Raw genomic sequence first — 19,765 nt, 5'->3', positions numbered from 1 at the left:
ATGAACGCCAAAGCCAGCACCTGATTCCGGGGGCTGGCTTTGTTGTATCTGGCGACTTATTCCGGACCTTTACCCATGCGTCAGCTTTACGTACTGCTTCACCGCTACCTTGGCCTGATCACTGCGCTGTTTTTGGCCATGGCGGGCCTAACCGGCAGCGTCCTGGCCTTTCATCACGAACTGGATGAATGGCTCAACCCGTCCTTCTATGAAGCGCCCACCGTGGGTGAACGCCGGCAACCCGGGGTGCTTGTGGATAAGTTGCAGGCCGAGCATCCGCGCCTGCAAGTCTGGTACATGGAATACCCGAACGAGCCCGGGCATGCGGCGCTGCTGGCCATGGTGCCGCGCAATGACCCAGCCAGCGGCGAGCCCTATGCCGAGAAGAACACGGTGTTCTATCTCGACCCCGTCAGTGGGTTGACCCTGGGCCAGCGCTACTGGGGTGAATGCTGTTTCTCCCGCGAGAACTTCATGCCGTTCATGCTCGAGCTGCATTACAGCCTGACCCTGCCCGGCAACTGGGGGATTCTGCTGATGGGTGTGGTGGCGATCATGTGGGTAATCGACTGCTTTATCGCCGTGCTGCTGACCTTGCCGCGTGGGCGGCCGTTCTGGGGCAAGTGGGCGAAAGCCTGGAAGATCAAGGGTGGCCATGCCTATCGGCTGAACATGGATATCCACAGGGCGGGCGGTTTGTGGTTGTGGCTGTTGCTGCTGCCGATTGCGATCAGCAGCGTGGCAATGAACCTGCCGGCCCAGGTGTTCAAACCGGCGGTGTCACTGTTTTCACCGATTGAGCCAAGCGTCTATGAAGCCCGTGGCGGGTTACCCAAGGAACAACTGGGGGTGACCCAGCTGAACTATCAACAGGCCTACCAGCTGGCGCAGCAGGAAGGTCAGCGGCTGGGGCTAACGGCACCGATCGGTGAGCTGTACTACAGCTTCGAGTACAACTTCTATGGTGCGGGGTTTGGCCAGCACGATACCGATGCCCAGGGTAAGTCCTGGTTGTTCTTCCACGGCACTGACGGGCATTTGCTGGGCAAGGAGATTGCCGGGCAAGGCACCTTGGGGGAACGCTTTTACCGCTTGCAGTTACCCATACATGGCGGGCGCATCATCGGCATGACCGGCCAGGTGTTGATTGCAGTGTTGGGCGTGATGATTGCGGTGCTGTCGCTGACCGGGGTGTATATCTGGTGGCGCAAGTTGCAGGCGCGGCGCAGTGGCAAGGTGCGAAGAGCTGGGTAAGTCAGCGGCTGCTCTGGGGCTGCTATGCAGCCCATCGCTGGCAAGGCCAGCTCCCACAAAGGGTGACAGGTCCCTGAAAGACAAAACCCCTGTCTGCAGGGCAGACAGGGGTTTCGGAATGAATCTTGACGATGACCTACTCTCACATGGGGAAACCCCACACTACCATCGGCGATGCATCGTTTCACTGCTGAGTTCGGGATGGGATCAGGTGGTTCCAATGCTCTATGGTCGTCAAGAAATTCTGTGTGCCGATCCGTCTGTTGCGACGTGCCAGCGAATTCTTGATGCTTCTACCTTAAAGACAAAACCCCTACCTGCAGATGCAGATAGGGGTTTCGGAATTTAATCTTGACGATGACCTACTCTCACATGGGGAAACCCCACACTACCATCGGCGATGCATCGTTTCACTGCTGAGTTCGGGATGGGATCAGGTGGTTCCAATGCTCTATGGTCGTCAAGAAATTCTGTTGCCAGAAGGTCTTGTTCAGACACTCCAGCGAATCGGGTATGTGATGTTTTGTGAGTTACAAATCTTCGGCTGTGCAGTCTTCACAACACCGCAATCTGGCTTTCGCTCAAATTGCTTGGGTGTTATATGGTCAAGCCTCACGGGCAATTAGTATTGGTTAGCTCAACGCCTCACAGCGCTTACACACCCAACCTATCAACGTCGTAGTCTTCGACGGCCCTTCAGGGAGCTCAAGGCTCCAGTGAGATCTCATCTTGAGGCAAGTTTCCCGCTTAGATGCTTTCAGCGGTTATCTCTTCCGAACATAGCTACCCGGCAATGCCACTGGCGTGACAACCGGAACACCAGAGGTTCGTCCACTCCGGTCCTCTCGTACTAGGAGCAGCCCCTCTCAAATCTCAAACGTCCACGGCAGATAGGGACCGAACTGTCTCACGACGTTCTAAACCCAGCTCGCGTACCACTTTAAATGGCGAACAGCCATACCCTTGGGACCGGCTTCAGCCCCAGGATGTGATGAGCCGACATCGAGGTGCCAAACACCGCCGTCGATATGAACTCTTGGGCGGTATCAGCCTGTTATCCCCGGAGTACCTTTTATCCGTTGAGCGATGGCCCTTCCATACAGAACCACCGGATCACTAAGACCTACTTTCGTACCTGCTCGACGTGTCTGTCTCGCAGTCAAGCGCGCTTTTGCCTTTATACTCTACGACCGATTTCCGACCGGTCTGAGCGCACCTTCGTACTCCTCCGTTACTCTTTAGGAGGAGACCGCCCCAGTCAAACTACCCACCATACACTGTCCTCGATCCGGATAACGGACCTGAGTTAGAACCTCAAAGTTGCCAGGGTGGTATTTCAAGGATGGCTCCACGCGAACTGGCGTCCACGCTTCAAAGCCTCCCACCTATCCTACACAAGCAAATTCAAAGTCCAGTGCAAAGCTATAGTAAAGGTTCACGGGGTCTTTCCGTCTAGCCGCGGATACACTGCATCTTCACAGCGATTTCAATTTCACTGAGTCTCGGGTGGAGACAGCGCCGCCATCGTTACGCCATTCGTGCAGGTCGGAACTTACCCGACAAGGAATTTCGCTACCTTAGGACCGTTATAGTTACGGCCGCCGTTTACCGGGGCTTCGATCAAGAGCTTCGCGTTAGCTAACCCCATCAATTAACCTTCCGGCACCGGGCAGGCGTCACACCCTATACGTCCACTTTCGTGTTTGCAGAGTGCTGTGTTTTTAATAAACAGTCGCAGCGGCCTGGTATCTTCGACCGGCATGGGCTTACGGAGCAAGTCCTTCACCCTCACCGGCGCACCTTCTCCCGAAGTTACGGTGCCATTTTGCCTAGTTCCTTCACCCGAGTTCTCTCAAGCGCCTTGGTATTCTCTACCCAACCACCTGTGTCGGTTTGGGGTACGGTTCCTGGTTATCTGAAGCTTAGAAGCTTTTCTTGGAAGCATGGCATCAACCACTTCGTCGCCTAATGGCAACTCGTCATCAGCTCTCGGCCTTAAGATCCCGGATTTACCTAAGATCTCAGCCTACCACCTTAAACTTGGACAACCAACGCCAAGCTGGCCTAGCCTTCTCCGTCCCTCCATCGCAATAACCAGAAGTACAGGAATATTAACCTGTTTTCCATCGACTACGCTTTTCAGCCTCGCCTTAGGGACCGACTAACCCTGCGTCGATTAACGTTGCGCAGGAAACCTTGGTCTTTCGGCGTGGGAGTTTTTCACTCCCATTGTCGTTACTCATGTCAGCATTCGCACTTCTGATACCTCCAGCAAGCTTCTCAACTCACCTTCACAGGCTTACAGAACGCTCCTCTACCGCATCACCTAAGTGATACCCGTAGCTTCGGTGTATGGTTTGAGCCCCGTTACATCTTCCGCGCAGGCCGACTCGACTAGTGAGCTATTACGCTTTCTTTAAAGGGTGGCTGCTTCTAAGCCAACCTCCTAGCTGTCTAAGCCTTCCCACATCGTTTCCCACTTAACCATAACTTTGGGACCTTAGCTGACGGTCTGGGTTGTTTCCCTTTTCACGACGGACGTTAGCACCCGCCGTGTGTCTCCCATGCTCGGCACTTGTAGGTATTCGGAGTTTGCATCGGTTTGGTAAGTCGGGATGACCCCCTAGCCGAAACAGTGCTCTACCCCCTACAGTGATACATGAGGCGCTACCTAAATAGCTTTCGAGGAGAACCAGCTATCTCCGAGCTTGATTAGCCTTTCACTCCGATCCACAGGTCATCCGCTAACTTTTCAACGGTAGTCGGTTCGGTCCTCCAGTCAGTGTTACCTAACCTTCAACCTGCCCATGGATAGATCGCCCGGTTTCGGGTCTATACCCAGCGACTAAACGCCCTATTAAGACTCGCTTTCGCTACGCCTCCCCTATTCGGTTAAGCTCGCCACTGAATATAAGTCGCTGACCCATTATACAAAAGGTACGCAGTCACCTAACAAAGTAGGCTCCCACTGCTTGTACGCATACGGTTTCAGGATCTATTTCACTCCCCTCTCCGGGGTTCTTTTCGCCTTTCCCTCACGGTACTGGTTCACTATCGGTCAGTCAGTAGTATTTAGCCTTGGAGGATGGTCCCCCCATATTCAGACAAAGTTTCTCGTGCTCCGTCCTACTCGATTTCATGACTAAGAGATTTTCGCGTACAGGGCTATCACCCACTATGGCCGCACTTTCCAGAGCGTTCCGCTAATCTCAAAGCCACTTAAGGGCTAGTCCCCGTTCGCTCGCCACTACTAAGGGAATCTCGGTTGATTTCTTTTCCTCAGGGTACTTAGATGTTTCAGTTCCCCTGGTTCGCCTCTTGCACCTATGTATTCAGTACAAGATACTCAGCTTATGCTGAGTGGGTTCCCCCATTCAGAGATCTCCGGATCAAAGTCTGTTTGCCGACTCCCCGAAGCTTATCGCAGGCTACCACGTCTTTCATCGCCTCTGACTGCCAAGGCATCCACCGTATGCGCTTCTTCACTTGACCATATAACCCCAAGCAATCTGGTTATACTGTGAAGACAACATTCGCCGAAAACTTGTAATGACTCACAAATTTTACCTTAGCCTGAACACACACCAGTGAAAGTGCTGTCCAGTCTATCTTTCTATCACATACCCAAATTTTTAAAGAACGATTCTGAAAAAGTTCAGAAATCAATATTCGATACGAATATTCATTTCTAAGCTTTGACGTAAGGTGGTGGAGCCAAGCGGGATCGAACCGCTGACCTCCTGCGTGCAAGGCAGGCGCTCTCCCAGCTGAGCTATGGCCCCAACAAGAAACTGGTGGGTCTGGGCAGATTCGAACTGCCGACCTCACCCTTATCAGGGGTGCGCTCTAACCAACTGAGCTACAGACCCAGTTAAGAGCTGTTACCGATATCGTCTTCTTCAATGAATCAAGCAATTCGTGTGGGAGCTCATAAGACAGCTGATGTCTGTCGATTAAGGAGGTGATCCAGCCGCAGGTTCCCCTACGGCTACCTTGTTACGACTTCACCCCAGTCATGAATCACACCGTGGTAACCGTCCTCCCGAAGGTTAGACTAGCTACTTCTGGTGCAACCCACTCCCATGGTGTGACGGGCGGTGTGTACAAGGCCCGGGAACGTATTCACCGCGACATTCTGATTCGCGATTACTAGCGATTCCGACTTCACGCAGTCGAGTTGCAGACTGCGATCCGGACTACGATCGGTTTTGTGAGATTAGCTCCACCTCGCGGCTTGGCAACCCTCTGTACCGACCATTGTAGCACGTGTGTAGCCCAGGCCGTAAGGGCCATGATGACTTGACGTCATCCCCACCTTCCTCCGGTTTGTCACCGGCAGTCTCCTTAGAGTGCCCACCATAACGTGCTGGTAACTAAGGACAAGGGTTGCGCTCGTTACGGGACTTAACCCAACATCTCACGACACGAGCTGACGACAGCCATGCAGCACCTGTGTCAGAGTTCCCGAAGGCACCAATCCATCTCTGGAAAGTTCTCTGCATGTCAAGGCCTGGTAAGGTTCTTCGCGTTGCTTCGAATTAAACCACATGCTCCACCGCTTGTGCGGGCCCCCGTCAATTCATTTGAGTTTTAACCTTGCGGCCGTACTCCCCAGGCGGTCAACTTAATGCGTTAGCTGCGCCACTAAAATCTCAAGGATTCCAACGGCTAGTTGACATCGTTTACGGCGTGGACTACCAGGGTATCTAATCCTGTTTGCTCCCCACGCTTTCGCACCTCAGTGTCAGTATGAGCCCAGGTGGTCGCCTTCGCCACTGGTGTTCCTTCCTATATCTACGCATTTCACCGCTACACAGGAAATTCCACCACCCTCTGCCCTACTCTAGCTTGCCAGTTTTGGATGCAGTTCCCAGGTTGAGCCCGGGGATTTCACATCCAACTTAACAAACCACCTACGCGCGCTTTACGCCCAGTAATTCCGATTAACGCTTGCACCCTCTGTATTACCGCGGCTGCTGGCACAGAGTTAGCCGGTGCTTATTCTGTCGGTAACGTCAAAATACTCACGTATTAGGTAAGTACCCTTCCTCCCAACTTAAAGTGCTTTACAATCCGAAGACCTTCTTCACACACGCGGCATGGCTGGATCAGGCTTTCGCCCATTGTCCAATATTCCCCACTGCTGCCTCCCGTAGGAGTCTGGACCGTGTCTCAGTTCCAGTGTGACTGATCATCCTCTCAGACCAGTTACGGATCGTCGCCTTGGTGAGCCATTACCTCACCAACTAGCTAATCCGACCTAGGCTCATCTGATAGCGCAAGGCCCGAAGGTCCCCTGCTTTCTCCCGTAGGACGTATGCGGTATTAGCGTTCCTTTCGAAACGTTGTCCCCCACTACCAGGCAGATTCCTAGGTATTACTCACCCGTCCGCCGCTGAATCGAAGAGCAAGCTCTTCTCATCCGCTCGACTTGCATGTGTTAGGCCTGCCGCCAGCGTTCAATCTGAGCCATGATCAAACTCTTCAGTTCAATACTGCTTGGGTTTTGAGAAAACCCTAAACTTGGCTCAGCAATCTCAAATGACTTACTTTCAAATCTTTCGATTTTCGTGTAGCCACTTGTGATGCTGATAATCTTTTTGACTATCAGTCTGAGCTCACAAGCACCCACACGAATTGCTTGATTCAGTTGTTAAAGAGCGGTTGGTTAAGAGCTTTTCGTCTCAACCGAGGCGCGCATTCTACGCTTTCCTCAGAGCCTGTCAAGCGTTTATTTTGAAGTTTTTCAGAATTTCTCTTTCAACTTCAACCACTTGACTCGCTGCGATCTCTCGTCAGCGGGAGGCGAATTCTACAGCATTTCAAACCGCTGTCAACTGCCTTTTTCACCGCTGCCGATCTTTCGATCGAAGCACCTCCGGATGACCCTGGAACCGCTAACTCTTTGAAACTCAAGGAGTTTTCAGTTCCGACTGCGCCGGAAGTGGGGCGAATTATAGAGAGATCTGCAGGGGCGTCAAGGACTTATTTCAACTTTGTTTCAGAAGGGGCGTTTTGGCTATAAGCAGCAAGCTTCAAGCTGCAAGTAAAAGCAGCATCACCGCGCCCAACTTGTAGCTTGCAGCTTACAGCTTAAAGCTTCAGACCACCTTGGTTAGCCGCAGGCGCTCGATCTCCGATGCCGCCAGGCCCAGCACTTCGCCGAGGATCTGCTCGGTATGCTCGCCCAGCAGCGGCGGTGCATGGCGATACTCCACCGGCGTCTCGGACAAGCGAATAGGGCTGGCCACCTGCGGCACCTGCCCGGCAAGCGGGTGTGGCATCTCGATTGCCAGGCCCCGGGCTTTGACCTGAGGATCGGCAAACATCTGCGCCAGGTCGTTGATAGGCCCACACGGAACCCCGGCCTGCTCCAGCTGCGCGACCCACTCAGCGGTGGTCTTGAATACCGTGGCCTGGCGGATCAGTGGAATCAGCTCGGCGCGGTTGGCAACCCGCTGCTTATTAGTAGCAAAGCGCGGATCGTCCGCCCATTGCGGCTGGCCGGCAACCTCGGCGAACTTGCGGAACTGCCCGTCGTTGCCCACGGTGAGGATGAAGTCGCCGTCGGCTGTAGGGAAGTCCTGGTAAGGCACGATGTTCGGGTGCGCATTACCCAGGCGCCGCGGTGGCGTGCCGGTGGTGAGGTAGTTCATGGCCTGGTTGGCCAGGCAGGCAACCTGCACGTCGAGCAGCGCCATATCAATGTGCTGGCCTCCACCATCGCGGTCACGATGGGCGAGGGCAGCCAGGATCGCCACGGTCGAATACAGCCCGGTGAGGATGTCGGTCAGCGCGACACCGACTTTCACCGGCCCCGCACCGTCTTCACCCTCCGGGCGCCCGGTCAGGCTCATGAGCCCGCCCAGGCCCTGGATCATGAAGTCGTAGCCGGCGCGCTTGGCATAGGGCCCGGTCTGGCCGAAGCCGGTGACCGAGCAATACACCAGGCGCGGGTTGAGCGCCTTCAGGCTTTCGTAGTCCAGCCCATAGGCTGCCAGGCCGCCGACCTTGAAGTTCTCGATCAACACGTCCGACTTTGCCGCCAGCTCGCGCACCAGGCGCTGGCCCTCGGGCTGGGTGAAGTCGATGGTCAGCGAACGCTTGTTGCGGTTGGCCGCCAGGTAGTAGGCAGCCTCGCTGGTGTTCTCGCCGTAAGCGTCCTTAAGGAAGGGCGGGCCCCAGGCGCGCGTATCATCGCCGCTGCCCGGACGCTCGACCTTGATCACTTCGGCGCCCAGGTCCGCAAGTATCTGCCCGGACCAGGGCCCGGCCAGCACTCGCGACAGATCCAGCACCCGCAGATGAGATAGCGCGCCCATGGCTGGCTCCTTATTAATAGAAGGACTGAATGCCGGTCTGCGCGCGACCGAGGATCAGCGCGTGGACGTCATGGGTGCCTTCATAGGTGTTGACCACCTCAAGGTTGACCAGGTGACGGGCCACACCGAACTCGTCGGAGATCCCGTTGCCACCGAGCATGTCACGGGCCATACGGGCGATGTCCAGGGCCTTGCCGCAGGAATTGCGCTTCATGATCGAGGTGATTTCTACCGCAGCAGTGCCTTCGTCCTTCATCCGCCCCAGGCGCAGGCAGCCTTGCAGGGCCAGGGTGATTTCGGTCTGCATGTCGGCCAGTTTCTTCTGGATCAGCTGGTTGGCGGCCAGCGGGCGGCCAAACTGCTTGCGGTCCAGGGTGTATTGGCGCGCGGTGTGCCAGCAGGCTTCAGCGGCGCCCAGGGCACCCCAGGAGATGCCATAGCGTGCCGAGTTCAGGCAGGTGAACGGGCCTTTCAGGCCGCGCACATCGGGGAAGATGTTCTCTTCAGGCACGAACACGTTGTCCATGACGATTTCGCCGGTGATCGAGGCGCGCAGGCCGACCTTGCCGTGAATCGCCGGGGCGCTCAGGCCCTGCCAGCCTTTTTCCAGAACAAAACCTCGGATGTCGCCGGCATCATCCTTGGCCCAGACCACGAACACGTCAGCGATCGGGCTGTTGGTGATCCACATCTTGCTGCCGCTCAGGCGATAGCCACCGTCGACCTTCTTGGCGCGGGTGATCATCGAGCCCGGGTCGGAGCCATGGTCTGGCTCGGTCAGGCCGAAGCAGCCGATCCATTCACCGCTGGCGAGCTTGGGCAGGTACTTCTGCTTGGTCGCCTCGGTACCGAATTCGTTGATCGGCACCATGACCAGCGAGGACTGCACGCTCATCATCGAGCGGTAGCCGGAGTCGATACGCTCCACTTCCCGGGCAATCAGGCCGTAGCACACGTAGTTCAGGCCACTGCCGCCGTACTGCTCGGGAATGGTTGCGCCCAGCAGGCCGACTTCGCCCATCTCGCGGAAGATCGCAGGGTCGGTCTGCTCGTGACGGAAGGCCTCCAGCACGCGCGGGGCCAGCTTGTCCTGGGCGAACTGATAAGCGCTGTCACGCACCATGCGCTCTTCTTCAGTGAGCTGTTGGTCGAGCAACAGCGGGTCGATCCAGTTGAAGCTTGCTTTACCGGCCATGAGCGAATCCTCGAGAAATGGGACCAGAGTTGTTGTGCATTGATCCTAGGCCCGTTCAAGCGACGAGACAAACGAGGATTGCGCATGCTCTTGTGATAATTTCTCACTTCGTAATGGCCGCAAAGGCCATCTTTACGCCCTATTAGTGAGGTTGATGTACATGCGGCGCAAGATCCCCAGCACAGCGGCCCTGGTCTGCTTCGAGGCCGCAGCCCGCCACGAGAGCTTTACCAAGGCTTCCCAGGAGCTGTCCCTGACCCAGGGCGCCGTATGTCGGCAAATCGCCGGGCTGGAGGAGTTTCTCAATGTCGAACTGTTTCGCCGCTCGCGCCGCGGGGTGAAGCTGACCGAGGCCGGGCTTTCCTATAGCCGCCGGGTCGCCACCCAGCTCGATGCGGTGGAGCGCGACACCTTGTCGGTGATGGGCCAGCAGGGCGCCAACGTCATCGAACTGGCAGTGGTACCGACCTTCGGCACCCAGTGGCTGCTACCCCGGCTCAAGGACTTCCAGCAGCGCCACCCGGAAGTCACGGTCAACCTGACCAACCGCACCCGGCCATTCCTGTTTGCCGATACCAGCTTCGACGCGGCGATCTACTTTGGCGATGCCGACTGGTCGGGTACCGAGTCCCACCGGCTGATGGGCGAGAACCCGGTGCCGGTGTGCAGCCCGGCATTGCTGGCCGCGAACCGGCAACTGAGCCCCGCGCAGATCGCCCAGTTGCCGCTGCTGCAGCAGACCACCCGGCCCTACGCCTGGCGCCAGTGGTTCAACAGCCTGGAAATGAACGTCGCTCGTGACATGACCGGCCCACGCTATGAGCTATTCTCGATGTTGGCACAGGCGGCCATGCACGAGATGGGCGTGGCACTGATTCCGCCCTTCCTGATCCAGCGTGAACTGGCAGAAGGGCGCCTGGTGGTGGCCAGCCCACATGCGCTGTCGAGCATCAAGGCGTATTACCTGATGATCCCTGAGCGCAAGGTGGAGTCGGCTTCTCTGCGCGCTTTTCGCGATTGGCTGGTAGGGGAGGCGGGCCGCTACGCCGCAGCCCATAAGGATGACAGCTACAACCTGACCCCGTAGTCAATAAAACTGAAACCCTACAGATATAAGGAAATGTCGCATTTAGGCCAACTGTTTCAGGCACCCTCTTAAAAGCCCTTAACCCTGCTGTTTATGCGGCCTTCACAGCATAAATCGCGCTTTCAGCCAGGCATTCAGCAAATTCGGCGGAAAATTTTCGAATTTTGCCGTAATCTCCCTGAAGCCCGCGCTTGGCGGGCTCCAGGCCTGTTATTGCGACATTCGGTCACAGGGTGACTTGTAGTTTGATTGCCGTCACCCTTCAAAACTGGTTGAAGCGATTCAGGAATCACCTGCAAAATGCCGCGCCCCGCCTGGATTCGGCGGGATCGTGCTGATCGGCCGCCCCAGCGCACCATCCGCAGTGCGCTGGTTTACCAACAAAAGATCACGCAGGAGAAATGACGTGCACATTGGTGTTCCTCTCGAAACGCAGACGGGCGAAACACGGGTTGCTGCAACCCCGGAAACCATCAAGAAACTGATTGGCCAGGGGCATCAGGTCACCGTCCAGAGCGGCGCCGGCATCAATGCCAGCGTTCCGGACAGTGCCTATGAAGCAGCAGGCGCCACTATTGGCAGCGCTGCCGATGCGTTTGGAGCTCAGCTGGTTCTCAAGGTTGTAGCCCCTGACGATAGCGAACTGGCCCAGATCAAGAGCGGCACCGTGCTGGTGGGTATGCTCAATCCGTTCAACAACGAAACCATCGCCAAGATGGCCGAGCGCGGCATCACCGCCTTTGCCCTTGAAGCGGCGCCGCGTACCTCGCGGGCGCAAAGCCTCGATGTGTTGTCGTCGCAGGCCAACATTGCCGGTTACAAGGCCGTGTTGCTGGCGGCTCACCACTATCCGCGCTTCATGCCGATGCTGATGACCGCTGCCGGTACTGTTAAGGCTGCGCGTGTGCTGATCCTCGGCGCCGGTGTAGCCGGGCTGCAGGCTATCGCCACAGCCAAGCGCCTGGGTGCGGTGATCGAAGCCTCGGACGTGCGTCCGGCGGTGAAGGAGCAGATCGAGTCGCTGGGCGCCAAGTTCATCGATGTCCCTTACGAGACCGATGAAGAGCGCGAGTGCGCCGAAGGTGTCGGCGGCTACGCCCGACCCATGCCGGCCAGCTGGATGCAGCGTCAGGCCCTGGCGGTGCACGAGCGCGCCAAGCAGGCCGATATCGTCATTACCACCGCACTGATCCCTGGCCGCAAGGCTCCGACCTTGCTCAGCGCCGAGACCGTGGCGCAGATGAAACCCGGCTCGGTGGTCATCGACCTCGCCGCAGCCCAGGGTGGCAACTGCCCGCTGACCGTCGCCGACCAGGTGGTGGTGGAGCAGGGCGTGACCATCGTCGGCCCGACCAACCTGCCAGCGCAGGTCGGCGCGGATGCCTCGGCGCTGTATGCACGCAACCTGCTCGACTTTATGAAGCTGCTGTTCGACAAGGACGGCGCGCTGACGATCAACCTCGAAGACGACATCGTCGCCGCGTGCCTGATGTGCCGCGACGGCCAGGTCATCCGCAAGAACGGATAAGGAGCCAGACAATGGAAGACATGCTGATCTCTCACGGCGTCTATAACCTGATCATCTTCGTGCTGGCGATCTATGTCGGTTACCACGTGGTCTGGAACGTCACCCCGGCACTGCACACGCCGTTGATGGCGGTCACCAACGCCATCTCCGCCATCGTCATCGTCGGCGCCATGCTGGCTGCCGCGCTGACCGTCACGCCGCTGGGCAAAACCATGGGCACCCTCGCGGTGGCCCTGGCAGCGGTCAACGTATTCGGCGGTTTCCTCGTCACCCGGCGCATGCTGGAGATGTTCAAGAAGAAAGCCCCAGGCAAGGGCGCAGCGAAGCAAGAGGGGCAGAAGTAAACATGAGCATGAATCTGGTAACACTTCTCTACCTTGTCGCCTCGGTGTGCTTCATCCAGGCACTCAAGGGCCTGTCGCACCCGACCACCTCGCGGCGCGGCAACCTGTTCGGCATGCTCGGCATGGCCCTGGCGGTGATCACCACCGTCGGCCTCATCTATAAGCTGGGCGCAGAGCTGGCCACCGATGGCATCGGCTACGTGATTGTCGGCCTGCTGGTCGGTGGTACCGCCGGCTCGATCATGGCCAAGCGCGTTGAAATGACCAAGATGCCCGAACTGGTCGCCTTCATGCACAGCATGATCGGCCTGGCCGCGGTGTTCATCGCCATTGCCGCGGTGGTCGAGCCGCAATCGCTGGGCATCGTTGCCAGCATCAGCGACCCGATCCCTACCGGTAACCGCCTTGAGCTATTCCTCGGCGCCGCCATCGGTGCAATCACCTTCTCAGGTTCGGTCATTGCCTTCGGCAAGCTCTCGGGCAAGTACAAGTTCCGCCTGTTCCAGGGCGCACCGGTACAGTTCAGCGGCCAGCACAAGCTGAACCTGGTCCTGGGCCTTGCCACCATTGGCCTGGGCCTGGTGTTCACCTTCACCGGCAGCTACAGCGCTTTCGCCCTGATGCTGATCCTGGCGTTCGTCATGGGCGTGCTGATCATCATCCCGATTGGCGGCGCCGACATGCCGGTGGTGGTGTCGATGCTCAACAGCTACTCGGGCTGGGCGGCAGCCGGTATCGGCTTCTCGCTGAACAACTCAATGCTGATCATCGCTGGCTCCCTGGTCGGTTCGTCTGGTGCGATCCTCTCGTACATCATGTGCAAGGCGATGAACCGTTCGTTCTTCAACGTGATCCTCGGCGGTTTCGGCGGCGCGACAGAAGCGGCCGGCCCGGCCGGTGCCAAGGAAGCCCGTCCGGTGAAATCCGGCTCGGCCGACGACGCCACCTTCCTGCTCAGCAACGCTGACACCGTGATCATCGTCCCCGGCTACGGCCTGGCGGTGGCCCGTGCCCAGCACGCGCTGAAAGAGCTGACCGAGAAGCTGACCCACAACGGCGTGACCGTGAAGTACGCGATCCACCCGGTGGCGGGGCGTATGCCCGGGCACATGAACGTACTGCTGGCCGAAGCCGAAGTGCCATACGACCAGGTGTTCGAGATGGACGACATCAACTCCGAGTTCGGCCAGGCCGACGTGGTGCTGGTGCTGGGCGCCAACGACGTGGTCAACCCGGCGGCGAAGAACGATCCGAAGTCGCCAATTGCCGGCATGCCGATCCTCGAGGCGTTCAAGGCCAAGACCATCATCGTCAACAAACGCTCGATGGCCAGCGGCTACGCCGGCCTGGATAACGAGCTGTTCTACCTGGACAAGACCATGATGGTCTTCGGCGACGCCAAGAAGGTCATCGAAGACATGGTCAAAGCGGTCGAATAAGCCGTTCAAACGGCTGTGACAAATAGCCCCAGCGCGGTACCGGCTGGGGCTTTTTCATGCCCGGCCAGCCGACAGAAGGCTCTATTTCAGGGCTTCGCATTCGACCTTGGTCGCGGGACGAAGCCAGGCGAAAACACTAGACTGCGCATCTAGCTTTAGTAGCCCGAGATAACAATCCATGTACCGTGATCGTATCCGCTTGTCCTCCCTGCACAGCAAGGTAATGAGTGCGGCTGATGCCGCTGGCCTGATCGAGGACGGCATGACCGTCGGCATGAGCGGTTTTACCCGCGCCGGTGAAGCCAAGGCGGTGCCCCATGCACTGGCCGAACGCGCCAAGCAGTCGCCACTGAAAATCAGCCTGATGACCGGCGCAAGCCTGGGCAACGACCTCGACAAGCAACTGACTGAGGCCGGCGTGCTGGCCCGGCGCATGCCGTTCCAGGTCGACAGCACCCTGCGCAAGGCGATCAACGCCGGCGAGGTCATGTTCATTGACCAGCACCTGTCGGAAACCGTCGAGCAGCTACGCAACCAGCAGCTCAAGCTGCCGGACATCGCGGTGATTGAAGCGGTCGCCATCACCGAACAGGGCCACATCGTGCCGACTACCTCGGTGGGCAACTCGGCCAGCTTCGCGATTTTCGCCAAACAGGTGATCGTCGAGATCAACCTGGCGCACAACGCCAACCTGGAAGGCCTGCACGACATCTATATCCCGACCTATCGTCCGACCCGTACGCCGATCCCGCTGGTAAAAGTCGATGACCGCATCGGCAGCACCGCAATCCCGATCGACCCGGCCAAGATCGTCGGCATCGTCATCACCGAGCAGCCGGACTCGCCGTCCACCGTACTGCCGCCAGACGACGAAACCCAAGGCATCGCCAACCACCTGATCAACTTCCTCAAGCAGGAAGTCGACGCCGGGCGCATGACCAACAAGCTCGGCCCGCTGCAAGCCGGTATCGGCAGTATCGCCAACGCGGTGATGTGCGGCCTGATCGACTCGCCGTTTGAAGACCTGACCATGTACTCCGAAGTACTCCAGGACTCGACCTTCGACCTGATCGACGCCGGCAAGCTGAGCTTCGCCTCGGGCAGCTCGATCACCCTGTCGACCCGCCGCAACGCCGACGTCTTCGGTAACCTGGAGCGCTACAAGGACAAACTGGTCCTGCGCCCGCAGGAAATCTCCAACCACCCGGAAGTAGTCCGCCGCCTGGGCATCATCGGCATCAACACCGCGCTTGAATTCGACCTGTACGGCAACGTCAACTCCACCCACGTCTGCGGCACGCGGATGATGAACGGCATCGGTGGCTCGGGCGACTTCGCCCGCAACGCGCACCTGGCGATCTTCGTCACCAAGTCGATTGCCAAGGGCGGGGCGATTTCCAGCGTGGTGCCGATGGTCAGCCACGTCGACCATACCGAGCACGACGTCGATATCCTCGTCACCGAGCAGGGCCTGGCTGACCTGCGCGGCCTGGCGCCACGCGAGCGTGCGCGGGTGATCATCGACAACTGTGTGCACCCGGATTACCGCGAGGCGCTGAACGACTACTTCACCCGCGCCTGCGAACGCGGCGGCCACACCCCGCACATCCTGCGCGAAGCCCTGGCCTGGCACGAAAACCTGGAAGAAACCGGGCGCATGCTCGCCGGCTGACCTGCACAGTGACCGGCCGGTTGTGCGCAATGCCAACCGGTCGGGTAACTGATTTATTTATCCAGACAAAAACTGTTCTACTGTACCGGTGATTTCACCGCCATTTTTCATCCTCTTGTCCCCTCTCTGATCAAAAATGCACCATTTCAGTGCTGACCAGTACAGTTGCGCCTATTCCGAGTGCAACAGTCGTCTAAAACAGTTAACTGGCCCATCACAATGTAGGTGAACTGTATCTACTGTTATGGACGACAGAGGAGGATCATTGGCATCAGTTAAATCACTACCTAATGCCGCCACAAGCGGAAGGATGACATCATGGAACGTACCCTCAGTTCCGATCTGGTTTTCGAAAACACCGCCGAACAATCCAAGGCCTCGCTGCCACTGCGCCTGCTGGCCAACCTGATGCTGTGGCAACGCCGCATTGCCAGCCGCCACCAACTGGCTCGCCTGGACTCGCGTCTGCTGGCTGATGCCGGTATCAGCGAAGCACAACGCTACGAAGAGCTGAGCAAGCCTTTCTGGCGTTAATGCAGGGCTCGCCGGCCAAGGCCGGCACCACGAATTCCCCAAAACCCGTCGCAGGTGACTGCTGACGGGTTTTGTCGTTTAAAGGCCCGGAATAGAGCGGCTGAACAACATACCAGTACAATTTTTAATTTAATTAAATTGACAGGTACAGTTGATAAATCTTGCTACGATCCGGTCCAAGCCGCGGATTACACCCGCGTGATACCCTTAACGTACCCAGCTTGGTAAAAAGTAGCGCAACAAGCTGAGCGTGCGTCTGACATAAGAACCACCAAAAGCCTATCCAGGAGATCGACCATGTTCCATTCACGCTTGTTTGGCGCCGCGCTGCTGCTGGCCCTGGCTTCGACTGCCAACGCCACCAGCTTCGTCGTCACCACCGATACCGTCGTTCGTGGTGTTGCCGCCTCCACCGATGCCACCTCCGATGTGTCGTCCTCGTTCCGTGACGACAAGATCGTCCAGGCCGCCCGTGACGACGCTGCCAGCTTCGTTGCCAGCCACGGTGACATCCGCGGCGCGAAACTGGAGAGCGCTTTCGCCCACATTCGCCAGCAGACCCCAAGCCTGCAGGCCAGCGACGCGCAACTGGCACAGGCCATCCTGGCGCTCTGAAGCCGCTCGTTCCCGGCCGTGCATGTAATAACGTGCAACTAAGCCGGGCCCTCTGCGCTGGTCCTCACCGGCGCATTGGGATAGCCTTTGCCGCCTGATTCAGCTGCCGTTCGAGACCCATGCGTTATCTGTCATTGCTGTTGCTCGTGGTGTGCTGGAGCAGCGCCGCCCAGGCGCTGGACCTGACCACCAACAACCTTGTCGTCAGTGGTTACGTCACCAGCAAAGTGACGTCGGTGCCCTTCGATCGCAAACTGCTGCTGGCCGCCCATGACGATGCCGCCGCTTTTGTCGCCAGCGATGGCCGATGGCGGGGCGCGCGCCTTGAGGCAGCACTGCAGCAGTTGCGCCAGGCCAACCCGGAACTTCATGCCAGCGACCTTGAACTGGCACAGGCAATTCTCGTCCAATGATTACTTCTGTTCTCCCGGAGATGCTCCATGCGTAACCCGCTGATTGCCGCCACCCTTGGCCTTCTGCTGTTGGCCGATGTGGCCCAGGCACAAACCCTGGTGGCCACCAGCAACATCATCGTTCGCGCCTTTGGCCGCTCGATCGACTTCACCTCCGACACCACCACCTCGATTCGCGACTCGAAAGTCGTGCGCGAAGCCCGCGATGATGCCGCCAGCTACGTCGCCAGCCGTGGCGAGATCCGTGGTGCGCAACTCGAAGCCGCCTTCGATACCCTGCGCCAGCGTGTGCCAGAAGCGCGCCAGGCCAGCGACCAGGTGCTGGCTGAAGCCATTCTCGCCCTGTGAAGCCAATGCGTGCCTGGCTGCTGGGCTGCCTGCTGATACTGTGCGGCAGCCCGGCACTGGCCGACCTGCAGTTGGTGCTGCAGGCCGATGGCTTGAGCCCGCAGCAACAGCAGGCCAGCCAGGCATTGCTGGATGAAGCCCTGCAGGCCCTGCCACCAAGCTTCAAGACTCGCCTTGACCAACGTATCCAGGTCAGCTGGAGCAGCCGTATGCCGGCCGATGCCTATGGCCAGGCGTCGCTGGTTTCCACCCTGGAGCTCAACAGCCGCCTGCTGCCGGGCCTTGCCGATGGCAGCGCTGCCACCCAGAAGACCGGCCGCCCCCACGGCACCGTGCGCCAGGAGTTGCTGGCCACCGTCCTGCATGAGCTAACCCACATCTATGATCGCGCTCGCCTGTGGCAGGGCGCCGAGCGACAGCTGATCACCCGTTGCACCCGGCAGCAGAACAGCCAGGGCAAAATCGGCCTGCCTGAGCAGTGCCGCGGCCAGGCCGAACGCCGCTTTACCCTCAGCGATGATCCGCGACTGCTCGACCTGGCCGGCTGGCCGCAATATGTCGGCCGCCGTGGCGAGCGCGAGCAGCACAACCGCCAGGTGGCGCGCAGCCCCGACAGTTATGAGCTGAGCAGCCCCAAGGAATTCATTGCGGTCAACATGGAGTACTTCCTCCTTGACCCAAGCTTTGCCTGCCGCCGCCCGGCCTTGCAGGCCTACCTGAAAGCCCATTTCGACTGGGCACCCGACCATCCAGCGTGCCCGGGCGCCTTGCCGTTCCTCAATGCCGGCAACGACTTTGCCAAATCGCCGCTGGGCGAGATCGACCCCGAGCGCGTCTACGCGGTGGATTACCTGCTGGCCGAAGCCAATCAGAACTGGGTCAGCCGTTGGGGCCACAGCATGTTGCGCCTGGTCATCTGCGCCCCCGGGCGCCCACGCGGGCCGGACTGCCGCCTGGACCTGGACCAGCACCTGGTGCTGTCGTACCGGGCGTTCGTCAACGACGTGCAGCTGTCGAGCTGGGACGGTTTGACCGGTGCCTATCCGTCGCGGCTGTTCGTCTTGCCACTGGCGCAGGTGATCGACGAGTACACCAAGACCGAACTGCGCAGCCTGGCCTCGATTCCGCTCAAGCTCAACCGCGACGAGCTGGAAAGCCTGGTGCGCCAGGCTGCCGAGATGCACTGGAGCTACGACGGCAACTATTACTTCCTGTCGAACAACTGTGCGGTCGAAACCCTCAAGCTGTTGCGCAGCGGTACTGCCAACCCGCGCCTGAACGACCTGGACAGCATCGTCCCCAATGGCTTGCTCGAAGTGCTCGAAGGCCGCGGCCTGGCAGATGTCAGCGTGCTCGACGACCCACGCGAGGCACTGCGCCTGGGTTATCGCTTCGACTCCTACCGCGACCGCTACCAGGCCATGTTCCTGGTGCTGAAAAAGCAACTGCCGATCAAGCAGGACAGCGTCGAAGCCTGGCTCGAGCAATCGGCCGAGCAGCGCCAGCAGTGGTTTGCCCAGGCCGACCTGCGTACCAGCGCAGCCTTGCTGCTGCTTGAACAAGCCAGCCTGCGCCGCCAATTGCTGCTGGCCCAGGACGAGGTCAAGCAGCGCTACCTGAGCGGGCGCGAGCGCAACGACGCCAGCGTCGGCAAGGCCAACAACACCCTGCAGCAGATTCTCGCCAACAGCGGCTTTCTCAGCCGCCCGGCCGAACTGCTGGGCAGCAGCGGCTACGGTCTGCCCCAGGCCAGCGAGCGCGAGAAACTGCTGAGCGAAACCCGCCAGCGGCAAAAACAGCTGCAAACCCTCAGTGCTGACCTCGACAAAGAGGTGCGGGCCTTGCTCGGCCCGGACCGCGCCGCGCAAATCAAAGCGGTCGAGGCCAACATCAAGCAGGTCGGCGAGCACCTGCGCGCATTGCACAAAGCCGCAGGCGGGCTGCAATTGCCCTGAGCCGGTGGTTGACTTTGTAACTGTCTGTGCCACTATTTCGCCGCTATAAAAATGGCGTT

13 protein-coding genes, 2 tRNA genes and 4 rRNA genes are annotated in these 19,765 nt (G+C 58.7%); 11 read left to right on the top strand and 8 right to left on the bottom strand.

Going from position 1 to position 19,765, the window contains the following annotated elements:
* The first annotated feature begins 75 nt into the window (after positions 1–75).
* Positions 76–1,254, top strand: coding sequence for a PepSY domain-containing protein (locus LOY54_RS00620; protein WP_093377521.1), 1,179 nt, complete (start codon positions 76–78; stop codon positions 1,252–1,254).
* Between the two features lie 123 nt (positions 1,255–1,377).
* Here the strand turns inward: LOY54_RS00620 and rrf (LOY54_RS00615) are convergent.
* The 8 genes from rrf (LOY54_RS00615) to LOY54_RS00580 form a co-directional block, all read right to left on the bottom strand.
* Positions 1,378–1,493, bottom strand: a 5S ribosomal RNA gene (rrf, locus tag LOY54_RS00615).
* 110 nt (positions 1,494–1,603) lie between these two features.
* Positions 1,604–1,719: ribosomal RNA gene (gene rrf, locus LOY54_RS00610) — 5S ribosomal RNA — on the bottom strand.
* A 136-nt stretch (positions 1,720–1,855) separates the two neighbouring features.
* A 23S ribosomal RNA gene (locus LOY54_RS00605) occupies positions 1,856–4,746 on the bottom strand.
* A 214-nt stretch (positions 4,747–4,960) separates the two neighbouring features.
* Positions 4,961–5,036 (bottom strand) — tRNA-Ala (locus LOY54_RS00600).
* 10 nt (positions 5,037–5,046) lie between these two features.
* Positions 5,047–5,123: transfer RNA gene (locus LOY54_RS00595), tRNA-Ile, on the bottom strand.
* An 85-nt stretch (positions 5,124–5,208) separates the two neighbouring features.
* Positions 5,209–6,745: ribosomal RNA gene (locus LOY54_RS00590) — 16S ribosomal RNA — on the bottom strand.
* Together the 16S, 23S and 5S rRNA genes with 2 tRNA genes alongside form the textbook arrangement of a ribosomal RNA operon.
* A 610-nt stretch (positions 6,746–7,355) precedes the next feature.
* On the bottom strand, positions 7,356–8,576 hold the full coding sequence (locus LOY54_RS00585; RefSeq protein ID WP_045200590.1) for a CaiB/BaiF CoA-transferase family protein: 1,221 nt from the start codon (positions 8,574–8,576) through the stop codon (positions 7,356–7,358).
* Between the two features lie 13 nt (positions 8,577–8,589).
* Positions 8,590–9,771 (bottom strand): acyl-CoA dehydrogenase, encoded by a 1,182-nt coding sequence (locus LOY54_RS00580; RefSeq protein WP_045200593.1) that lies wholly within the window; start codon positions 9,769–9,771, stop codon positions 8,590–8,592.
* A gap of 160 nt (positions 9,772–9,931) precedes the next feature.
* Here LOY54_RS00580 and LOY54_RS00575 point away from each other — a divergent pair, with 160 nt between their 5' ends.
* The 10 genes from LOY54_RS00575 (at position 9,932) to LOY54_RS00530 (ending at position 19,706) form a co-directional block, all read left to right on the top strand.
* Positions 9,932–10,858: a LysR family transcriptional regulator gene (locus LOY54_RS00575; protein ID WP_045200768.1), complete on the top strand. Its 927-nt coding sequence runs from the start codon at positions 9,932–9,934 to the stop codon at positions 10,856–10,858.
* Between the two features lie 406 nt (positions 10,859–11,264).
* Positions 11,265–12,386 (top strand): Re/Si-specific NAD(P)(+) transhydrogenase subunit alpha, encoded by a 1,122-nt coding sequence (locus tag LOY54_RS00570; RefSeq protein ID WP_010222584.1) that lies wholly within the window; start codon positions 11,265–11,267, stop codon positions 12,384–12,386.
* Positions 12,387–12,397: 11 nt separating this feature from the next.
* The gene (locus tag LOY54_RS00565; protein ID WP_038997786.1) at positions 12,398–12,730 is read left to right on the top strand and encodes an NAD(P) transhydrogenase subunit alpha; all 333 of its coding nucleotides are present in this window, start codon (positions 12,398–12,400) and stop codon (positions 12,728–12,730) included.
* 2 nt (positions 12,731–12,732) lie between these two features.
* Entirely contained in the window at positions 12,733–14,169 is a 1,437-nt protein-coding gene (locus LOY54_RS00560) for an NAD(P)(+) transhydrogenase (Re/Si-specific) subunit beta (RefSeq protein ID WP_258608767.1), read from the top strand.
* Positions 14,170–14,347: 178 nt separating this feature from the next.
* Positions 14,348–15,841, top strand: coding sequence for an acetyl-CoA hydrolase/transferase family protein (locus LOY54_RS00555; RefSeq protein ID WP_045200596.1), 1,494 nt, complete (start codon positions 14,348–14,350; stop codon positions 15,839–15,841).
* 318 nt (positions 15,842–16,159) lie between these two features.
* Entirely contained in the window at positions 16,160–16,375 is a 216-nt protein-coding gene (locus LOY54_RS00550) for a DUF1127 domain-containing protein (protein ID WP_010222590.1), read from the top strand.
* Between the two features lie 297 nt (positions 16,376–16,672).
* Positions 16,673–16,990: a DUF2388 domain-containing protein gene (locus LOY54_RS00545; protein WP_045200598.1), complete on the top strand. Its 318-nt coding sequence runs from the start codon at positions 16,673–16,675 to the stop codon at positions 16,988–16,990.
* A gap of 119 nt (positions 16,991–17,109) precedes the next feature.
* Positions 17,110–17,403, top strand: a complete 294-nt coding sequence (locus LOY54_RS00540; protein WP_195885395.1) for a DUF2388 domain-containing protein — start codon at positions 17,110–17,112, stop codon at positions 17,401–17,403.
* A gap of 27 nt (positions 17,404–17,430) precedes the next feature.
* Positions 17,431–17,751: a DUF2388 domain-containing protein gene (locus LOY54_RS00535; protein WP_010222593.1), complete on the top strand. Its 321-nt coding sequence runs from the start codon at positions 17,431–17,433 to the stop codon at positions 17,749–17,751.
* A complete protein-coding gene (locus LOY54_RS00530) occupies positions 17,748–19,706 on the top strand; it encodes a DUF4105 domain-containing protein (protein ID WP_258608765.1) in 1,959 nt (652 codons plus the stop codon). The genes LOY54_RS00535 and LOY54_RS00530 overlap by 4 nt, the downstream gene beginning before the upstream one ends.
* The last annotated feature ends 59 nt before the right edge of the window (positions 19,707–19,765 follow it).

This window comes from Pseudomonas sp. B21-032 (assembly GCF_024748965.1).
GTDB lineage: Bacteria > Pseudomonadota > Gammaproteobacteria > Pseudomonadales > Pseudomonadaceae > Aquipseudomonas.
Note: the sequence above shows the minus strand (reverse complement) of the source record. Positions and strands in the feature narration are given on the sequence as shown.